An 18305-nucleotide genomic window follows, 5' to 3' on the forward strand; every position below is an offset into this window, starting at 1 on the left:
TCTCACCTTCATCGACCGGATAGCCGATTTCGCGATCGCTGTCAGGCCGCCCAGGTCTTCGACGTCGCCGGGTTCGGCGCATTTTCGGGATCGCGCTCGACCCATTCGATCAGCAGGTCGAGCACGCGGCGCAGCGCGGCATCCTGTTCGACCAGCCGCGCCTCCAGCGAAGCGATCTGCGCTTCGAGCGCCGCCAGCTGTTCGGGATCGATCGCCGGCGCAGCGGGCGCCGCATCGACGGCCAGTTCCAGCACCTCGGCTTCGGCCGGTGGCGGCGCTGCAAAGGGCGGGCGGTCGTCGGCAACGCGCTGGGGCCATTCCGCCGCTGTTTCATTGGCGGGCGTGGGTGCGGCAAAGGGCGCAGGTGTGGGAGCAACCGCACTCGCGGCCGCCGCGACGACCTCCTCGACTGGCAACGGGGCCAGCGTCGATGCGTCGATGCCGCGGTCGGCCTCGATCTCGGCGACCACCGACCGCACATTCTGCGCGGTGATCCGGGTCATCTGTTCGACCGCGCCGTACAGCAGCAGGCGGCTGACGAGCACGTTCAATTTGCGCGGCACGCCCTCGCTATAGTCATAGATTTCCTCGAAGGCGTCGGGGCTGAAACTGGGGTTGCCGGTCCAGCCGACCTTGCCAAGCCGGTGCAGAATATAGGGTTCGACCTCCTCGGGCTCCATCGGGTCGAGGTGGTGCGTCGCGATCACGCGCTGGCGCAGTTGCTCCAGCGTCGGCGAATGGAACAAGGTCTGGCGAAATTCGGGCTGGCCGAGCAGGAAGATTTGCAGCAGCGAATGACCGCCGAGCTGGAAATTCGACAGCATCCTGAGCTCTTCGAGCGCCGAGATCGCCAGATTCTGCCCCTCGTCGACGATCAGCAACGTGCGCTTGCCGGCGCGCGCCTGTTCGCGCAGATATTGTTCCATCGACCGCAGCAGTTCGGCCTTGCTTTCGCCTTCCCATTCGATCCCGAATTGTTCGGCAACCAGGCGGAGGAGGTCGTCGCCTTCGACCTGCGTCGACACCAGCTTGACCGCGGTCAGGCGGTTGGCGTCGATCGTGTTCATCAGATGGCCGACCAGCGTCGTCTTGCCCGCACCGACGTCGCCGGTGATGACGATAAAGCCCTCGCCCTGCGCCAGCCCGTAGCCGAGATAGGACATCGCCTTGCGGTGCGTGCCGCTCTCGAAATAGAAATGCGGATCGGGCGTCAGCTGGAACGGACGTCCGGTGAAGCCATAGAACTGATCGTACATCGTAAAATTCCTGTTCGGGATCAGAAGTTGTAACGCAGTCCCACCAAAGCTGAACCGATAAGCTGGCTGTTGAAGCCATCCTGGTCAAAGGCGTTCAGGCTGGCGGCGGCGGTGCCCGTCAGCCCGCGCCAGAAGCGGCGCGAATAGGCGGCCGACAGCCCGGCCGACTGCACATCGCTCGCCCCCGGTGCGCCATTGTCGAAATAATTGACATAACCGGCGAGGCTGAGATCGGAATCGGCGTCGAGCTGGCGTCCGGCGCTCAGAAACAGATAATAGCTTTCATCGGTGATGCCGTTCAGGCTGCCGATCGGCGACAGCAGTGGTGCCAGCAGCTTTCGCTGGTCATAGCCGATGCCGACGCCGTAGCTCCAGCGTCCGTAGCGCGACGCCATCGTCGCCTGGACGCCGCGGCTGCGATATTGCGCCGAGGTCGCGTTGCCGAGTTGGTTGGTCAGACATCCCCCGCCCTGCTGCCCGAAAACGCAGGGGTTGATGTTACCGCCGATCGGGTTGCGCGTCGGGTCGAACTGGGTCGGCAGCGCCGCGAGCCCGCCCGACACCCCGCGTCCCAGGCTCGACAGGCCGTCATACACCCCGATCTGCAGAGTCGTCGCATGGTCGGCACGATAGGCAAAGCTGCCGGTATAGATGGTGTCGCCATAACGGCGCCCGACACGCGCGGTGAGCGAGGTGCGGCGGCTCGGTTGCCACATCACCCCGGCGTCCCAGATCAACCCGTCCGTATCGAACGACAGCTGGCGCGGGCTCGATTTGTCGGTAACGAAACGACCATTGGCGTCGCGTACCGGGATGCCGTTGGCGTCGAGAACCGGATCGCGCTGGCCAATCTCGATATCCTCGTAACCGACGCCGCCGAGCAACGCGACAGTAGGGCCGATTGGCATGGTCACATCGGCGCGGGCGTATTTTCCCTCGAACCGCTGGTCGAGCTGGCTCGCATCCTCGCGCTCGTACCCGCCCGACAGCTGCCAGCCGAATGGCAGCGCACCGGGCCGCGCGCCAACGCTGGCCCAGGCGACATGGTTGGTCGAACTGTCGAAAATATCCTGCGGCTGGCTGCCCGGCGCCAATATGGCCGGCGTATCGACATCGACCTTGGTATAGCCGAACCGGTAGCCTGCCCCGACGTCGAGCCCGCCGATACGGCGCGTCAGCGTCGGCCCGGCATAGACCGAATAGAGATTGGCGACGTTGCTCGCATTGCCGATGAACAGACCGCTGTCGGCGCCCTGTCCGTCGGCGCGGGTACGTGTCGCGAGTGCTCCGCCTTCCAGATTGAGGCCGCGCGCCAGCTCGATACGACCCCGCGCCAGTCCGCTGATCGTGTCCGAATCGCTCTGGCCACCGTTCCAACCGAAGCGATGTTCGTATCGCACCGTCGCCGCCAGTTCAGCGCGCGTCGTCACAATCGCGGCGTCCAGTCCGGCGGCTACGGTCGTATAGGTGAGGACGTCGCCACCGTTTTTCAGATCGGCGGTCAGCACCTGTCCGACTTCCAGATACGGCACCACATCGACCTGTCGCTTGCCGCGACGCGCCTCGGCCCGTTTCGCCGAGCGGCCGGATTCCGCCACCGGCGCAGTGGCCGTCGCGTCGTCCGCACCGGCATCACCGGAAAATTGTGCCTGGGCGCCGGTGGCGGTGCCCGCGAGCAGCAGCGCGGTCAGCGTGGCTGTGCCCCGTATGGTGAGGATGGTGCGCATCAAGCGCCTCCTTGTCCGTAATAGGTGCCGAAGCGGCGACCGCCCGGCGAAAATTTGACGCCGTTGAGCAGGAGCTGGATATGCGGGCACGCGCCCATCAGGCCGATCGCGTCGCGCAGCGAGGATTCGAGCGTTTCGTCGGCACGCACGACCATGATCGTCTGGCCGACGTGCCCCGCCAGCACCGCGGCGGGCGATGCGGCCAGGACGGGCGGCGAATCGATGATCAGGATGCGCCCCGGCGCCCCCGCCTCGAGCTGCCCGAGCAGTGCTTCGGTACGCGCCGACGCGAGCAATTCGGTGTCGTGCATATGGCCGGTGCCTGCGGGCATGACCTTAAGTCCCGGAATATCCGTCTGGATCAGGCAATCGCCAACCGGCAGATGCGGATCGGCCAGCGCGTCCATCAAGCCCGGGCCGTCATCCAGACCCAGCGCCTCCAGCACGCTCGGCTTGGCAATGTCGGCGTCGATCAGCAGCACGTCATGGTCGGCCTCGACCGCCAGGCTGAGCGCCAGATTGACCGCGGAAAAGGTCTTGCCCTCGCCGGGGTTTGCCGATGCAATCAGCACACGGTGCCCGCGCGGCAGGACCGGGCGATTACCGACACCACCGAAATTGCGGATCAGCTCGCGCTTCACGATGCGATATTCTTCGGAAATACCGGTGACCGGCGTTCCGGGTACGATCATGCCGTGCGACGCAAGCCGCTCGCGGTCGATCGATCCCTGCCGCGTCGGCACAACCGCGGGCGCCGCCTTCGCGATCTCCTTGCGTGGCGAAGGCTTGGGCGTCGGCGCCGTTTCGACCGCGGGCGCCGCGTCGCCGACCGGATCGACGCTTTGGGGCGGCAGGACTTCAGCGACCGGCTCGGCCTTGGCCTTCTTCGCCTTTTTCGGCGCTTCGGGCGGCAGGTTCGAAACGTCGATCGTCGGCGCATTGGCCGCCGGATCGAGCCCGAACATATCGGCCGCGCGTTCGAGGAGCGAGGGCGGACGCTTGACTTTGCGTTGGTCGTTCATGTCATCGTCCCCCGTCACGCCACCATGCCGCGCTGGATGAATTCGGCGACCAGCAACAGAGCATAAAGCCCGACGAGTGCTCCGCCACCGCTCGCCAGCCACACCAGCCGCTTGCGTCGTTCGACATGGCGTTCGGGCGTCACGACCTCGGTAATCGATCCGATGACCGGCAGGCCGCTGGCGCGTTCGAGTTTTGCCGCCGTAGCGTAACTCGTCCGCACCTGACCGAGGCCAAAGGCCACCCCGATGCCGCCGCCGATGCCGGCCAGCAGAACCAGGGTCAGAAACAACGGCCGGTTCGGTGCTGCAGGGCTGGTCGGTTTTGTCGGCGGATCAAGCAGTTCGACCTTGATCGCGTCGGTTTCGGTCTGCACGTCGCCGCGCAGGCGAACCTGCTCGCGCTGCGCAAGCAGCTTGTCATATTGCGCCTTGAACGCAGTATATTCGCCGTTGATCCGGTCATATTCGGCCGCGATCCCCGGATTCTGAATCTGCTGGCTGGTAATCCGGGCGATATCGCCGGCCAGCTGCGCCTTGCGCGCATTCAGCGCGCTGACGGTGGCTTGACGCTCGGCGCGCATCGCGGCGAGCGAAGCATAGGCGGGGTTTTGCGCATTGCCGCCTCCGCCGCCGCCATTGCCTTCGCCGTCGGCGATGGCTTTCAGCGAGGCAATCTGGCTTTTCAGCGCCACAACGTCGGGGTGCGCGTCGGTCAGGCCGCGGGCGCGCATCGCCGATAATTCGCTCTGCGCCCCTGCAAGCTGCTGGCGCGCGACACCGCCGCCGACGCCGCCCATGCCCGGCACGCTGATCGTCGCGGGCGTTGCCGCAAGCTGGCCGTTGGCCGCCGCAAGCTGGGCCTGCGCCGCCACCAATTGCGAATCGATCTGCCCCAGTTCGGCGCGGGCGGCTTCCACACGCTGCGCCGGCGAACCGGCACCGCCGGGGATCAGACCGATATTCTGCGCCTCGAATGCGGCGCGACGCGCTTCGACTTCGCGCAGCGCCTTTTCGCGATCGGCGATCTGGGCGTCGAGGAATTTCAACCCCTCACGCGCATTCATCCGGCCGCCGCGCAACTGGTCGTCGCGAAACACGGTAATCAGGCTGTCGAGCACCCCCGATGCCAGCTTGGCATTGTCGGCATCTGACAGGCTGCCGACCGCCACGCTCGAGGTGATTTCAAAGATATTGTCCTGCTGCGGGATCACCTTGATATTCTTTTGCAGCATCGCGACCGCGCCTGCCTTCTCGCGCTCGCCCGCACCTGCGGGGAGCAGGCCCGTGGTCGCCGCAACCTTTTCCAGGTTGCGCGCGCTGGTCAGCGTCTCGCGGATCTGGTCGATCCGCTGCCGCCCACCAAAGTTGCCGCCCTGCGCATCGTCAGGCAGGATATCGTTGATCTCGACCAACAGCCGGGCGCGCGAATCATATCGGTTCGGGATCGACGCGATCGCCAGCCATCCGAGGATACAAATTCCCCACGCCACCGCCAGCACGAGCCACCGGCGCGTCCAGACGCTGTGCAGCGCCACCCGGAATTCGTCGTACAGGCTGTTCATCGGTTGCGATCAATCCTTGGGCATAGGTCGGTTGGCGGTCGGTCAGGTCAGAACATGCTTTCGGGGATGATGATGACATCGCCGGGCTGCAACCGTACATTGGCCCGGATATCGCCCCGCTTGATGAGGTCGTTCAGCCGCAGGCCGAATTCCTGCTGCTTGCCGCTGCCCTTGTCGAAACGGACGAGTCGCGCCCTGTTGCCAGCCGCATATTCGCCCAGGCCACCGACTGCAATCATTGCGTCGAGCACGGTCATGTTGGCGCGGAACGGGATCGACGCCGGCTTTTCGGTCGCGCCAACAACGCGGACCTGCTGCGAAAACGTGCTGTTAAAGGTGGTGACGATCACGCTGACGATCGGGTCGGTGATATATTGGCTCAGCTGCAGCTTGATGTCCTGCTGCAACATCGTCGGCGTCTTGCCCACCGCGGGCATGTCGGTGATCAGCGGGGTGGTGATGCGCCCGTCGGGCCGAACCTGCACCTTGCCACCCAGTTCCGGATTGCGCCACACGAAGATCTGAAGCTCGTCGAGCGGGCCGATGATATATTCCTCGCCCGGCCCTTCCTGGTTCTGGACGAAGGTCGCGCTGGGCAGTTGCGGCGCGGCGCCGCCACCGGTCGCACATCCCGAAAGCGCGGTTGCCGCGATACCGGAAACCAGCGCAGCCCGGGCTGCGCGAAGCGAGGGGGACGAAGCCATAATCAATCAACCTTTCGTGCCGCTGACGGTTGCCGGGGCCAAATCCCCGCGACGACAGCCCTTGCGTCAGCGTCCGTCCTTGCGCGAAAAGGGTGAACATACGGTTAGTCTTGCGATAAGTTTGCCCCGCAGCCGCCGCAAATTGTCCCGATACGGAACAGAGTTACGCGGTCAGACCAGCATTTCGCGCGCCGGCCCCTGCCCCAAAAACGCCGCCGGGCTCGCGCTGGCGCCATAGGCGCCCGCCTGAAAGATCGCAATCAGGTCGCCAACGTCGGCGCGTGGCAATGCGACCTGGTCGCCTAGCCGGTCGAGCGGCGTGCAGAGGCAGCCGACCACCGAAACGGTCTCCACCGGCTCGCGGTCAAAGGCGGTCGCGACCGCAATCGGATAGTTGCGGCGGATCACGGTCCCGAAATTGCCGCTCGCCGCGAGCTGGTGGTGCAAGCCGCCGTCGGTGACCAGAAACGTCTCGCCATGGCTGGTCTTGCGATCGACGACACGGGTCAGATAGACCCCCGCCTCGGCCACCAGCCAGCGCCCCAGCTCCATCGCAAAGCGACTCTCCGCGAGCACCGCGGGCCGCGCCGCCAGCGTATCGCCCAGTGCCGCACCAACCGCCGCGGCAGCAACCGCGGTGTCGCCGGGGAAGTACGGAACACCCATGCCGCCGCCCAGATTGACCAGCGGCGGCGTGGCGCCGATCTCGTCCGCCAGCCGCGCTGCGAGCGCGACGGTCTGTGCTTGGGTATCGGCGATCGCACTGGCATCAAGTGCCTGCGATCCCGCAAAAATATGGAAACCCTGCCAGTCGGCGCCCGCCGCGATCAGCCGCTGCACCAGCACCGGAACCTCGCCAGCATCGACCCCGAACGGCTTGGCACCGCCACCCATCTTCATCCCCGAGCCCTTGAGGTCGAAGTCTGGATTGACCCGCACCGCCAGACTGGGCGTCAAGCCAAGGCACCCGGCAATCGACAGCGCGCGCTCCGCCTCGCCCGCCGATTCCAGATTCAGCGTCGCGCCCGCGACGATCGCCGCCTCCAGTTCGCGGTCGCGCTTGCCCGGACCGGCGAAGCTGATGTCACCCGCGGGCATCCCGCTTGCCAGCGCGGCCTTGAGCTCGCCGCCCGACGCGACATCGAACCCGTCGACCAGCAGCGCCATAAAGGCGAGCAGCGGCGCATAGGGGTTCGCTTTCATCGCAAAATGCAGCTGGACCTCCGCGGGCATTGCGGCGCGCCATTCGGCCACCCGCGCGGCCAGCATCGCGCTGTCGTAAACGAACAGCGGCGTATCGCCCGCCATGTCGGCGAGCGTATCGGCACGGTCGCCGCCGATCAGCAGCATGCCGTCTTCGTCGGCGGCATAACCTGGCGGGATCGGACCGTGCGGCTTCATGCCGCCACCTTCTGTACCCAGTCGGCGGCGATCGCCACCCGGTCGAGCTTGCCGTTGGGATTGCGCGGTAGCGCCTCGCGCCATTCGATCGCCTGCGGCTGCATGAAATTGGGCAGGTTCTGGCGCAGCCAGGCGCTCAGCCCCGCTTCGTCGGTCACCCCGCCCTTGCCGCGCACGATCAGTATGATCGCCGCGCCCAACCGCGCATCGGGTACGCCGAACGCGACCGCTTCATAAATCAGCCCCGACGCCACCGCGGCATCCTCGACCTCGGTCGGGCTGACACGGTTGCCCGCGGTCTTGATCATCGCATCATCGCGCCCGACAAAATAGAGCAGGCCATTGGCGTCGCGGCGCACCGTATCGCCCGACCACACCGCCATTCCGCCATAGCGCGAGACCCGCGGCGCCGGTTTGAACCGCTCGGCCGTCCGCTCGTCATCCTGCCAATAGCCCTGCGCGACCAGCGGCCCGCAGTGCACCAGCTCGCCCGGCTCCTCGTCGGCGGTGATCGTGCCGTCGGCGCGGCACACCAAAATCTCGGCATGCGGAATCGCGCGCCCCATCGAGGTCGGATGGTTGACGACGAGTTTCGGTTCGAGATAGGTCGAGCGAAACGCCTCGGTCAGCCCGTACATGGGATAGATGTCGGCGTTCGGAAAGGTCGCGGACATCGCATCGATCAGCGACGGCGTCAGCGCCCCGCCGCTGTTGGTCAGCCGCCGCAAATGCCCCGCCGCGTCAGCGGGCCACTCGCTCTCGACCAGCTGCACCCACAAGGGCGGTACGCCCGCAAGCGTCGTCGCATGGTGCCGCGCCACTGCCTTCACCACGTCGCGCGGGGTCAGATAATCGAGCGGCGCGACCGCGGCGCCCGCATACCAGCTCGAAAGCAGCTGGTTCTGTCCGTAATCGAAGCTCAGCGGCAGCACCGCCAGCACCCGGTCTTCCGGCGTCAACGTCAGATAAGACGCAACACTCTCTGCCCCCAGCCACAGATTGGCATGGCTCAGCATCACCCCCTTGGGCCGCCCGGTCGATCCGCTTGTATAAAGGATCGCTGCCAGATCGTCGGGATCGACTACCGACGGCGCCAACCCCTCGCCGTCCGAAACGATCACCGCCTCGGCGACCGTCAAATCTTGCACCGTGCAATCATCCGGCCGCGCGTCGCCCAGCATCTCCCCCCGCGCGCCATTGGTGATCAGCAGCTTCGCGCCGCTATCGGCTAGAATATGCGCGACTTGCGGCCCCTTGAGCAGTGGATTGACCGGCACATGGATCAGCCCCGCACGCGCCGCGGCCAGCGGCATCAAGCAGGCCAGCCGCGTCTTCGAGCTCCAGCTCGCGACCCGCTCGCCCTGAGCCCCAGCCTGATAGAGCAGCCACGCGGCCAGCCGCCCCACCCCGGCATCCAATTCGGCAAACGTCATCACCCCATCGCCGATCAGCAGCGCACCCGCCTCCGGCGCGCCGCGCAGGGCGAGATGGTCGATCGGCCTGGATGATGGGTTTTCGGCTTTGGTCATCGGCTGTTAGGAGTGCAATGATAGAGGTCGACACCATGCAAGGGAACGGTGAACATCACGCTAATGATGAGCGGTTGCCCACCGCAGCGCGCGCGGACGGCTTCGCCTCGCCCTTCGACCGCGCCGCATGGTTCGACCTGCTCGAATCTTATGGCTTTGCCGGACAAGGCCGGATCGACGCGCATGGCCGCGCGGGCGCCGTCACCGCGTGGCTGCCGCTGCGGATCGACAAGCCGGGCGACGTCGCAGGGCTCACCAACTGGTACAGCTTTGCGATCCGCCCGCTCTATTCCGGCGATGGCGACCACAGCGCTGCCTTGAGCGCGCTCTTTCGCAATCTCCGCCGCTCCGCCGCGCGCCTGACCCTCTATCCGGTCAGCGAACCCGACGCCCTCGCCGCCGCGCTGCGCACCGCGGGCTGGTGGATCAAAGCCACCCCCGCGGGCGACCGCCACTGGCTCGACCTCGGCGATATGGACCATGACGCCTGGTGGGCCACCCGCCCCGGCGCGCTGCGCAGCACCGTCCAGCGCAAGGCGAAAAAGGGCGTCGTCGATATCCAGCTGCTCACCGAATTCGATGACGGCAGCTGGGCCGCCTATGAACAAATCTACGCCGCCAGTTGGAAACCCGACGAAGGGCACCCCGCGCTGCTTCGCGCTTTTGCCGAGGCCGAGGGCGGCCGCGGCTCGTTGCGAATGGGGATCGCGCGGATCGAGGGCGTTCCCGTCGCAGCACAGTATTGGACGGTCGAGGACGGCACCGCCTTCATCCACAAGCTCGCGCATGTCGAGGACAGTTTGAAGGCCTCACCCGGCACCTTGTTGTCGGCGGCGCTGTTCCGCCATGTGATCGAGATCGACAAGGTGAAGCGCGTCGATTTCGGCACCGGCAACGATGCCTATAAACGCGACTGGATGAACCGCCACGACCCGCTGTGGCGGATCGAGGCTTTCAATCCGTCGCGCCCCGCGGCATGGGGACCGGCACTCAAAGCCTTTGCCCGTTCCCTGTTGAGGAAAGAAAATTGACCGAACCCGATACCGTCGATGCCACCCTGCGCGCGCTGCTCGCCGATGTCCTCGGCCTCGGCGAAGACCGCGCCGCGGCGCTGACCGAAGACAGCGGCCTGTTCGGCGCGCTGCCCGAATTTGATTCGATGGCGGTCGCGACGGTGCTGACCGAGATGGAGGACCGCCTCGGCATCCTCATCGACGATGACGAGATCGATGGTGAAATCTTTGAAACCTATGGCAATTTGCTGGCCTTTTCGCTGCGCAAAGTGACCGACTGACCCTGTATGCGCGCATGAGCGAACATCATCTGCGCATCGCCCCCACCGGCACCCCGCGCGCCACGATCCTGTTCGTGCCGCCGCTGTTCGACGAAGCCAACCGTAGCCGCCGCACCCTCGTCCTCGCCATGCGCGCGCTGGCGGCGGACGGCTTCACCACATTGCTTCCCGACCTCCCCGGCCAGAACGAAAGCCTCATTCCGCTCGAACAGGTCGATCTCGCCAGCTGGCAGAGCGCGCTCGCGGACGTCGCAGCGCCCATCGACGGCCCGCTGATCATCGCCGCACTGCGGGGCGGCGCGCTGATCGACCACCAGGCCAACGCCGCCGCCTGGTGGCGCCTCGCCCCCGTCGGCGGCGCCTCACTGCTCCGCACCCTGATGCGCGCCCGCGTCGCTGCCGATCGCGAGGCGGGACTGACCTCGTCGCTCGACAGCCTCCAAGCCGAAGCCGCCACCGCACCGCTGCTCCTCGCGGGCAACAAGCTCTCCCCCGCCATGATCGCTCAGCTCGGTGGCGCCGAAGTCCAGACCGTCGCCCCGCTCCGTACCGTCACCCTCGGCAGCGGCGCCGACGCCATCGCCGGAACCCCGCTCTGGCTGCGCGCCGAACCCGGCGAGGACGCCGCCATGGCCAAGGCAATCGCCGCCGACATCGCCGCATGGAGCACGACATGCGGCATCAGCTGACCTTTCCCTGCGAGGGCGCCGCGCTCGCCGCAACGCTCGACGACGCGCCCGGAACCGCCGGCCTGCTCATCGTTTCGGGCGGCAATGAAATCCGCAGCGGCGCGCATCGCGGCATGGCGATGCTCGCGCAGCGCATCGCCGCCGCGGGCCATCCCGTGTTCCGCTTCGACCGCCGCGGCATCGGCGACAGCGAAGGCGAAAACGGTGGCTACACCAGCAGCGCCCCCGACATTGCCGCCGCAATCGCCGCCTTTCGCGGCGCTGCGACGCACCTCACTCACATCATCGCCTTCGGCAATTGCGACGCCGCCAGCGCGCTGCTGCTCCACCAGCCGCTCGCGCTGGACGGCCTGATCCTCGCCAATCCGTGGACCTATGAAAACGACGAAACCGACGAACCCGCCCTGCCCCCCGCGGCGGCGATCCGCGCACGCTACCTGTCGCGACTGACCGATCCGAAAAGCCTGCTCCGGCTGCTTAAGGGCGAGATCGACGTCAAAAAGCTGGTGCGCGGGCTATCCGCGCTCCGCCGCAAAACTGCCACCGCACCCGATAGCCTGTCCGCCCGCCTCGACGCCGCGCTCGCCAAGCTGCTCTGCCCGGCGACGATCCTGCTCGCCACCGGCGACCGGACGGCGCAGGCGTTTGTGGAGAATTGCCATCCGGCCGCGGTGCCGGTCGAACGGCTGGACAGCGCATCGCACAGCTTTGCGGGCGATGATGGAGAGTGGTTGGCTGCGCGCGTGCTGGGATTGCTGACGCACCTACACTGATACTTTGCGGGTTGATGTCGGCTTTGGGGTGGAAAGCCGACTAGCGCTCAGCCCGGTAGAAAACGCGAGTCATGATCCAGTAGCCAGCCCATCCTATCGCAGAGGCAACCACCAACGCTAGCGCGATGGCAGCTAAAAAACGCGGGGCTTGGGAAGTGTCGCAACCCTGCTCCCAGAAGCATTTCTCAACCATGAAGGGCATACTGACTGCCGTAAGAGCAGGCCAAGATCCAAAGCAAAGGAGGAACCCGGTTATTCGGTCCCACCTTGTCGATTGTTCGTCGGAATAAGTCATGGTTCAAAGCATAGCTGCATATTGATTGCCCGCAATCGGTCGTTAGCGGTCACTGCCGCGCGACGACCTACGCCTCGACCAACGCCTTATATTCCGCCTCGGCCAAAAACCGTTCGGCATCCAGCGCTGCCATGCAGCCCATGCCCGCCGCAGTCACCGCCTGGCGATACACCTTGTCGGTCACATCGCCCGCGGCGAATACCCCCGGGATCGACGTGAGCGATGTCCCCGGCGTCACCGCCAGATAGCCGTCGGCGTCCAACGGCAGCTTGCCCTTGAACAGCTCGGTCGAGGGGCTGTGGCCGATCGCGACGAAACCGCCATCCGTCGGTTCGTGGCTTGCCTCGCCAGTGACGGTGTCGATCAGGTCGACGCCGACCAGCCCCGACACGCCTTCACCCGCGACAAAACGGTCGACCCGCTTGTTCCACAAGACCTTGATCTTCGGATTGGCAAACAACCGGTCCTGCAGGATTTTTTCGGCGCGCAGATGGTCGCGGCGGTGGATCAGGGTCACGTCATCGCTGTGGTTGGTCAGGTACAGTGCCTCCTCGACCGCGGTGTTGCCGCCGCCGATCACCACGACCTTCTTGCCGCGATAGAAGAACCCGTCGCACGTCGCGCACGCCGACACGCCCTTGCCGCCCAGCTCCTGCTCGCCCGGCACGCCCAGCCATTTCGCCTGCGCGCCGGTCGCGATCACGAGGGTTTCGGCCATATAGACATCGCCGCCATCGCCGGTGATCTTGAACGGGCGCTGCGACAGGTCGACGTCGACGATGGTGTCCCAGATCATGCTGGTGCCGACATGCGTCGCCTGCGCCGTCATCTGTTCCATCAACCACGGCCCCTGCACCACCTCGGCAAAGCCGGGGTAGTTCTCGACATCGGTGGTGATCGTCAGCTGACCGCCTGGTTGCAGCCCCTGCACGACGATCGGCTGCATCCCGGCGCGCGCGGCATAGATGGCGGCGGACAGGCCGGCGGGGCCGGAGCCGAGGATGAGCATCTTGGTGTGGTGAGTGGTCGGCATGACGGTCTTTCTGATCCTGTGCGGACCCGCACAGATGGGTGTTGCCAACCGCGCTAGCAAGGGACACCTTCCGCGCCAAGGGGGAGTAGGGCAAATGGCAAGCTGGTGGGAACGTCATGGGGTACCGCGGCTGATCAAATGCGCCTGTTCGCAGGGGCAGATCATGAAGGTGCGCAGCAAGGTTGTGCCGAATGCCCGCGGCGACGTGCTCGAATTGGGCTGCGGCGGTGGCATCAACATGGAATTTTACGATCCGGCGCGCGTGACCAGCTTCACCGGCCTCGACCCGTCGCCCGAATTGCTGGCGATGAGCCGCGCCGCGGCGCAGGCGCGCGGGATGGATGCGGACATTCAGGGCGGCGTGGGCGAAGCGATGCCGTTCGCCAGCGGTCGTTTCGACACGGTCGTCACCACCTTCACCCTCTGCTCGGTCGCCGATCAGGCCGCGGTGCTCGCCGAAATCCGCCGCGTGCTGAAACCCGGCGGCACCGCGCTGTTCCTCGAACATGGCGCCGCGCCCGATGCCGGGGTGGCGAAATGGCAGCGGCGGATCGAGCCGGTGTGGAAACGCATCGGCGGCAATTGCCACCTGACCCGCCCGATTTCGGGCGCTTATGAGCAGGCAGGCTTTGCCGTCGACCGGCAGGCCGCCGCCTATATCCCCAAAACCCCGCGGCCGTTCGGCTGGTACGAATATGGGGCAGCGCGGCTAAACACCTGACACACCACCCTTCTCCCCTACCTCGACGAGCCCGTGCCCCACGCTCACCCGCTCGTCGAAGACGAAGCAGCTGCCGTGCCAGCGGCTCTCTTCCGCGGGAATCTGCTCCAGATAGGCAAGAATGCCGCCCTTCAGATGCACGACGTTCTCGACCCCCTCATGGCGCAGAAACGCGGTGGATTTTTCGCAGCGGATGCCGCCGGTACAGAACATCGCAATGCGCTTGCCTGCAAAACGGTCTGCATTGACGCGCCACCAGTCGGGAAATTCGCCAAAACTTTTGGTTGCGGGATCAACGGCGCCGTCGAAGCTGCCATAACCGACCTCGAACCCGTTGCGCGTGTCGATCAGCACCGTATCGGGATCGTCGACCAGCGCATTCCAGTCGGCGGGATCGACATAGGGCGCCGCGTCGCGCGCCGGGTCGAGCCCCGCGACCTTGAGCGTCACGATTTCCTTCTTCAGCCGCACCTTCAACCGCCGGAACGGCATTTCGGCGGCCGTCGAATATTTAACGTCGAGGTCGGCGCAGCCCGGCAGTGCGCGGATATGACCGATCACCGAGGCGATACCCTCGGCGCTGCCCGCAACCGTGCCGTTTACACCTTCCGACGCTAGGAGCAGTGTGCCCTTCACGTCCTCGGCTGAGCAAAGTTCGAGCAGGGGCTGACGCAAGGCGGCGGGATCGTCCAACGGGGCAAAGCGGTAGAGGGCGGCAACGGTGAAGGTCATGGCGGCGCCCATAGACAAATGCCATCGTCATTGCGAGCAAAGCGAAGCAATCCAGAGCGGTTTAAGCCTACTCTGGATTGCCGCGTCGCCTTCGGCTCCTCGCAATGACGGCGCTCTTAACCAAACGGATTCCCCCGCCCCGTCGCATAATGCGCCATCGCCATCGTGGTCCATTGCGCGTTGACCCGGATACAGCTCGGAAACACGCTCGCGTCGGTGACCAGCACATTGGTCGTCCCATGCACCCGGCAGTCGAGGTCGACGATGCCGTGCGCGGGGTCTTCGTTGATCGCGTTACCGCCATGCGGGTGGCTGCTTGACAGCGTCACGTCGTCCTGTTCCCGGATCGCATCGCGGAAAAAGACGTCGACATCCATATCGGGGGTGACCTTTTGCCCCTTGGCCAGCGCCGGATAACATTCGATCGCCCCGGCGGCGAAATGAACCTTGGTCAGCGTCGCCATCGCATCGCGCAGCACCGGCAGATCGTCGACGGGATCCAGGCTGAATTGCAATTTGTCGCCCGTCACCCGTCCGCGCCGGTCGGCGGGGGACAGGATGCCCGCCGAATGGACGCGCCCGAAATTCTTCATCCGGCTCGCATGGTCGGCGAACCAGCCGGGCATCAGCGACGCCATCGACATCGGCGGCTGGAAATGGCTTTCGAGCAGATAATCGCCGACGTCGACATAGCTCGTCATCTGGTCCTCGTCCCACGCGTTGCCGCCGGCTCCCTCGGGCATCAGCGCGACAACCGGCGAGGCGACGTTGAGCGACACCTGATAGCCGGTGCCGTCGATGTCGCTGCGGTCGAGCAGTTTCGACGAGGCGATCGTACCGCCCGCGACGACCACGCCCACCCGCGCGCGCACCAATTTTCGCACGTCGCCGGGCAGGATCAATACCACCGCCTCGGCCTCGCGCCGCCCGTCATAGGAGGTCTGCCACACAATCCGCTCGGCCTTCGTATCAGGCAGGATGCGCGCACCAAAATCGCGGCACGCGTCGGGCAGATAGGTCTGCGCCACCCCCATCCGCCGCCCATAGGGGCAGCCCGAATTGCAATATCCGCAATAGGCGCAGGCGTTGGGGGTGTTCGGCGGCCCAAAATTCTTGGCAAACCAGTCGGTGACCGCGCGCGCGTCGCGCGGCTTGCCCGACGCCGCGGCATACGCCTTCCAACCCTCGATCAGATGCGGTCCGTTGTGGCGCCCGCTGCGCGGCTCGATCTGCGCGATGCCCAGCTTTGCCTGCACCGCATCGTAACTCGCATGAAAGGCCGCGGCGTCGATCGGCGCGCCAACGCTCGCCCATTTCGCCAGCACATCCTGCGCATCGGGATGCGTCCTCCCCGCTTCGTTGACGCGCAGGCAGATGCCATTGTTGATCGTCGACGATCCGCCGACACAGCGCCCCTGAAACACCACAAAATCGCGGTTGGTCGACGTCTGCAATGCGCCATGCTTGTACAGGCTCGCGATCATGTCGAGCTCGTGATGATGGATCTTGTGCGACGGAAAAAACGGTCCCGCCTCGACGATCAGCACCTTATAACCCTGCGCCGCGATATTATGCGCCGCCACCGCCCCGCCCGCGCCCGACCCGATCACCACGACATCATATTCGTCGCCCAGCGTCGCCGCGTTCAGAATATGCGCCGCGTCGATCTCGCGGCCAATGACGGGCTTGATCTCGACCTCGCCATGGCCGCGGACCCGTTGCTTGGGCAACGTAAACCCGATCTGCCGGTGCACCGGATTGCCGATGTTCGTGTCCTGATCGCCCGGAAGCCAGTGCCCATAATAGCAGGCGTAGATAATCCCGCGCAGCCGCGCCATGTCCTGGAACAGATCGATCTGGCTGTTCTGCAGCCGGTTGCGCAGCCGCGCGGCGCGGCTCGCGACGTCGAGTTCGACGAACACCGGCGCCAGCACCAGTTCGGTCGCATCGAGCGACAGGCGGATTTCCTTGAGCTTGGTCCCGCCAACCTTGGCGAACAGGTCGCAGACATTGGCGACGACCTGGTCAGCGGTGATAACCATTTCGGCACCGTGGAACAGCGCCTCGGTCAATGCTTTCAGAAATTTGAGCTGCCCGAAATTAAACGGTGCCGTCATCGCCCTACCCCCTGCATTCCCCGCGTCAAAGATGGCGCGTTATAGCGGGTCGGAGCAAGGCGTATTGTATGGAAACGGCGGCGCGAGACGATCGTCGCCCCCGCCTGCGCCGAAGCGACGGCCCCTTCTCTACCGACCCAACCACGTCAGCCAGAAAAAGCCCAGATCGGCATAAGGCCCACCCGCCTGATCGTCCGCCGCGACGCGAAACGCCGCTTCCGCTTCGCTGCGCTGTCCGGCATTCAGACGCGTGAAGCCCAACCGGACCGCTGCCCCCGCCGCGCTTGGCGGCTCCGGCCGCACGATTCCGGGCCGCCCGATCGCTCGCTCGACCTCGGCAATGATCTCGCGCGTTGGCGAAGTGGTAGAGTCGAGCAGCTCGCGCTGCTTCCCCTCCGCCAGCACCGCCTTCGCTTCACGCGGCTCGCCCGCTTCTTTGAGCAGCTGTGCCATCCGTTGATATTCCGCCGCCTGCCTCAGCACTCCGACGTGGCGTGTCAGCCGGAACAGGTCGACTTCCAGCGCCCCTTCTGCAGCGACCAGCTGCCGATACACCACCAGCGCGATGCGCCAGTTTTCAGGCGTCGGACAAGCAGCGACCAATGCCCGCGCGGCGTCGACCCCGGGCTCAACCAGGTGCCCCTGCTGCGCAATGCTCAGTCGCTGCCGATACCAGTCCTCCGGCACCGATTGCCCCAGTGCCGTCCGCGCCGCAATCGCGCGCGCGAGCAGGTCCATCCCGCCCGCCGTATCTTTTTGCGCCAGCCGGACCTGCGCCAGATTCGCCAGCGCGTCGGGATCGTTTGGCGTCAGTTCGGCCAGCCGCCCCCACAACGCTGCCGCGGTATCAAAATCGCCCGCGCGATAGGCAATCTGCCCGCGCACCGCCAAATGCCCCGCCAGCCGTTCGGGCCGCGTCAACGGGCTGGCGATCAGCATATCCAGCGCCGCGGCGCGCATCGCATCATCGCCGCGCCGATTGCCGATCTCCAGTTCGTAGAGCGCCAGCGCGAAACGCGCATCACGGCTGTTCGCAACCCGCCGAGCATCGGCCAGCGCGCGATCCTGCCGCGCCGACTGTGTACCGCGCGCCAGATTGCCAAGCGCCGAAAGCGCGCGCAGTTCCTGCGGCGACACGGCCAGCTTGGTGCCGCCAACCTCCATGACCGTGCTGACTTTGTCGTGAGCAGAGGCAACGGGTGATATGCCAAAACTGGCACTGACCAGCAGCATCGCCCCTGCGGCGAGGTACGCGCGCGAACACGCCTTCATTTGTGGACTACCCGCGTTCTGCTGGCGCTTTCGAAAGGCTCGGTTCGCCACGATAGCCGCTCACCTAAAGGATCGAATTGACTTTGAAGGACTACGCACATCTCGCAATGCTTAAAAGAGCTTGTCCATTTCGGGGTGGGAAGCTGTCATAAAATCCTCCCCATCGACTTGCGATGGG

The 18305-nt window shown here is 65.7% G+C and carries 16 protein-coding genes; 5 read left to right on the plus strand and 11 right to left on the minus strand.

Going from position 1 to position 18305, the window contains the following annotated elements; translation table 11 throughout:
• Positions 1-41 precede the first annotated feature (41 nt).
• The 7 genes from IR187_RS04645 to IR187_RS04675 all read right to left on the minus strand — a co-directional run bounded on the left by IR187_RS04645 (position 42) and on the right by IR187_RS04675 (position 9201).
• Positions 42-1256, minus strand: coding sequence for an XrtA/PEP-CTERM system-associated ATPase (locus IR187_RS04645; RefSeq protein WP_194953537.1), 1215 nt, complete (start codon positions 1254-1256; stop codon positions 42-44).
• Between the two features lie 20 nt (positions 1257-1276).
• Positions 1277-2983, minus strand: a complete 1707-nt coding sequence (locus IR187_RS04650; RefSeq protein WP_194953538.1) for a hypothetical protein — start codon at positions 2981-2983, stop codon at positions 1277-1279.
• Entirely contained in the window at positions 2983-4005 is a 1023-nt protein-coding gene (locus IR187_RS04655) for a P-loop NTPase (protein ID WP_194953539.1), read from the minus strand. The genes IR187_RS04650 and IR187_RS04655 overlap by 1 nt, the downstream gene beginning before the upstream one ends.
• A 14-nt stretch (positions 4006-4019) precedes the next feature.
• Complete coding sequence (locus tag IR187_RS04660; protein ID WP_194953540.1) at positions 4020-5567, minus strand: XrtA system polysaccharide chain length determinant; 1548 nt, start codon at positions 5565-5567, stop codon at positions 4020-4022.
• 47 nt (positions 5568-5614) lie between these two features.
• Positions 5615-6271, minus strand: a complete 657-nt coding sequence (locus IR187_RS04665; protein ID WP_194953541.1) for an XrtA/PEP-CTERM system exopolysaccharide export protein — start codon at positions 6269-6271, stop codon at positions 5615-5617.
• Positions 6272-6442: 171 nt separating this feature from the next.
• Entirely contained in the window at positions 6443-7672 is a 1230-nt protein-coding gene (locus tag IR187_RS04670; RefSeq protein WP_194953542.1) for a pyridoxal-dependent decarboxylase, exosortase A system-associated, read from the minus strand.
• Positions 7669-9201, minus strand: a complete 1533-nt coding sequence (locus IR187_RS04675; protein WP_194953543.1) for an acyl-CoA ligase (AMP-forming), exosortase A system-associated — start codon at positions 9199-9201, stop codon at positions 7669-7671. The genes IR187_RS04670 and IR187_RS04675 overlap by 4 nt, the downstream gene beginning before the upstream one ends.
• A 74-nt stretch (positions 9202-9275) precedes the next feature.
• Between IR187_RS04675 and IR187_RS04680 the strand changes: the two genes are divergently transcribed.
• Genes IR187_RS04680 through IR187_RS04695 form a run of 4 tightly spaced genes read left to right on the plus strand, consistent with a single transcriptional unit; the run spans position 9276 to position 11957 of the window.
• Complete coding sequence (locus tag IR187_RS04680) at positions 9276-10232, plus strand: GNAT family N-acetyltransferase (RefSeq protein ID WP_228765543.1); 957 nt, start codon at positions 9276-9278, stop codon at positions 10230-10232.
• Positions 10229-10495 (plus strand): acyl carrier protein, encoded by a 267-nt coding sequence (locus IR187_RS04685; protein ID WP_194953545.1) that lies wholly within the window; start codon positions 10229-10231, stop codon positions 10493-10495. The genes IR187_RS04680 and IR187_RS04685 overlap by 4 nt, the downstream gene beginning before the upstream one ends.
• Before the next feature lie 14 nt (positions 10496-10509).
• Entirely contained in the window at positions 10510-11184 is a 675-nt protein-coding gene (locus IR187_RS04690) for an alpha/beta hydrolase family protein (RefSeq protein WP_194953546.1), read from the plus strand.
• Positions 11169-11957 carry a hydrolase 1, exosortase A system-associated gene (locus IR187_RS04695; RefSeq protein WP_194953547.1) on the plus strand — a complete coding sequence of 263 codons (789 nt, stop codon included), beginning with the start codon at positions 11169-11171 and terminating at the stop codon, positions 11955-11957. Before IR187_RS04690 ends, IR187_RS04695 begins: the two co-directional genes overlap by 16 nt.
• A 362-nt stretch (positions 11958-12319) precedes the next feature.
• On the opposite strand, the gene trxB is transcribed toward IR187_RS04695, so the two are convergent.
• Positions 12320-13285, minus strand: a complete 966-nt coding sequence (gene trxB / locus IR187_RS04700; protein ID WP_194953548.1) for a thioredoxin-disulfide reductase — start codon at positions 13283-13285, stop codon at positions 12320-12322.
• 94 nt (positions 13286-13379) lie between these two features.
• Between trxB and IR187_RS04705 the strand changes: the two genes are divergently transcribed.
• The gene (locus IR187_RS04705; protein WP_194953549.1) at positions 13380-14006 is read left to right on the plus strand and encodes a class I SAM-dependent methyltransferase; all 627 of its coding nucleotides are present in this window, start codon (positions 13380-13382) and stop codon (positions 14004-14006) included.
• On the opposite strand, the gene trhO is transcribed toward IR187_RS04705, so the two are convergent.
• From trhO to IR187_RS04720, 3 genes are all read right to left on the minus strand, one after another.
• The gene (gene trhO, locus IR187_RS04710) at positions 13995-14738 is read right to left on the minus strand and encodes an oxygen-dependent tRNA uridine(34) hydroxylase TrhO (protein WP_194953550.1); all 744 of its coding nucleotides are present in this window, start codon (positions 14736-14738) and stop codon (positions 13995-13997) included. The two genes, IR187_RS04705 and trhO, sit on opposite strands and share 12 nt — an antisense overlap.
• Before the next feature lie 116 nt (positions 14739-14854).
• Positions 14855-16855, minus strand: a complete 2001-nt coding sequence (locus IR187_RS04715) for a GMC family oxidoreductase N-terminal domain-containing protein (RefSeq protein ID WP_194953551.1) — start codon at positions 16853-16855, stop codon at positions 14855-14857.
• 129 nt (positions 16856-16984) lie between these two features.
• The gene (locus IR187_RS04720; RefSeq protein WP_194953552.1) at positions 16985-18127 is read right to left on the minus strand and encodes a tetratricopeptide repeat protein; all 1143 of its coding nucleotides are present in this window, start codon (positions 18125-18127) and stop codon (positions 16985-16987) included.
• Positions 18128-18305 lie beyond the last annotated feature (178 nt).

The organism is Sphingopyxis solisilvae, from assembly GCF_015475875.1.
GTDB lineage: Bacteria > Pseudomonadota > Alphaproteobacteria > Sphingomonadales > Sphingomonadaceae > Sphingopyxis > Sphingopyxis solisilvae.

What these genes read in the sequence shown, in the direction of transcription:
- IR187_RS04645 (WP_194953537.1), bottom strand. Translation starts at nt 1,256, where the DNA reads ATGTACGATCAGTTCTATGGCTTCACCGGACGTCCGTTCCAGCTGACG.
- IR187_RS04650 (WP_194953538.1), bottom strand. Translation starts at nt 2,983, where the DNA reads ATGCGCACCATCCTCACCATACGGGGCACAGCCACGCTGACCGCGCTG.
- IR187_RS04655 (WP_194953539.1), bottom strand. Translation starts at nt 4,005, where the DNA reads ATGAACGACCAACGCAAAGTCAAGCGTCCGCCCTCGCTCCTCGAACGC.
- IR187_RS04660 (WP_194953540.1), bottom strand. Translation starts at nt 5,567, where the DNA reads ATGAACAGCCTGTACGACGAATTCCGGGTGGCGCTGCACAGCGTCTGG.
- IR187_RS04665 (WP_194953541.1), bottom strand. Translation starts at nt 6,271, where the DNA reads ATGGCTTCGTCCCCCTCGCTTCGCGCAGCCCGGGCTGCGCTGGTTTCC.
- IR187_RS04670 (WP_194953542.1), bottom strand. Translation starts at nt 7,672, where the DNA reads ATGAAGCCGCACGGTCCGATCCCGCCAGGTTATGCCGCCGACGAAGAC.
- IR187_RS04675 (WP_194953543.1), bottom strand. Translation starts at nt 9,201, where the DNA reads ATGACCAAAGCCGAAAACCCATCATCCAGGCCGATCGACCATCTCGCC.
- IR187_RS04690 (WP_194953546.1), top strand. Translation starts at nt 10,510, where the DNA reads ATGAGCGAACATCATCTGCGCATCGCCCCCACCGGCACCCCGCGCGCC.
- IR187_RS04695 (WP_194953547.1), top strand. Translation starts at nt 11,169, where the DNA reads ATGCGGCATCAGCTGACCTTTCCCTGCGAGGGCGCCGCGCTCGCCGCA.
- trxB (WP_194953548.1), bottom strand. Translation starts at nt 13,285, where the DNA reads ATGCCGACCACTCACCACACCAAGATGCTCATCCTCGGCTCCGGCCCC.
- IR187_RS04705 (WP_194953549.1), top strand. Translation starts at nt 13,380, where the DNA reads ATGGCAAGCTGGTGGGAACGTCATGGGGTACCGCGGCTGATCAAATGC.
- trhO (WP_194953550.1), bottom strand. Translation starts at nt 14,738, where the DNA reads ATGACCTTCACCGTTGCCGCCCTCTACCGCTTTGCCCCGTTGGACGAT.
- IR187_RS04715 (WP_194953551.1), bottom strand. Translation starts at nt 16,855, where the DNA reads ATGACGGCACCGTTTAATTTCGGGCAGCTCAAATTTCTGAAAGCATTG.
- IR187_RS04720 (WP_194953552.1), bottom strand. Translation starts at nt 18,127, where the DNA reads ATGAAGGCGTGTTCGCGCGCGTACCTCGCCGCAGGGGCGATGCTGCTG.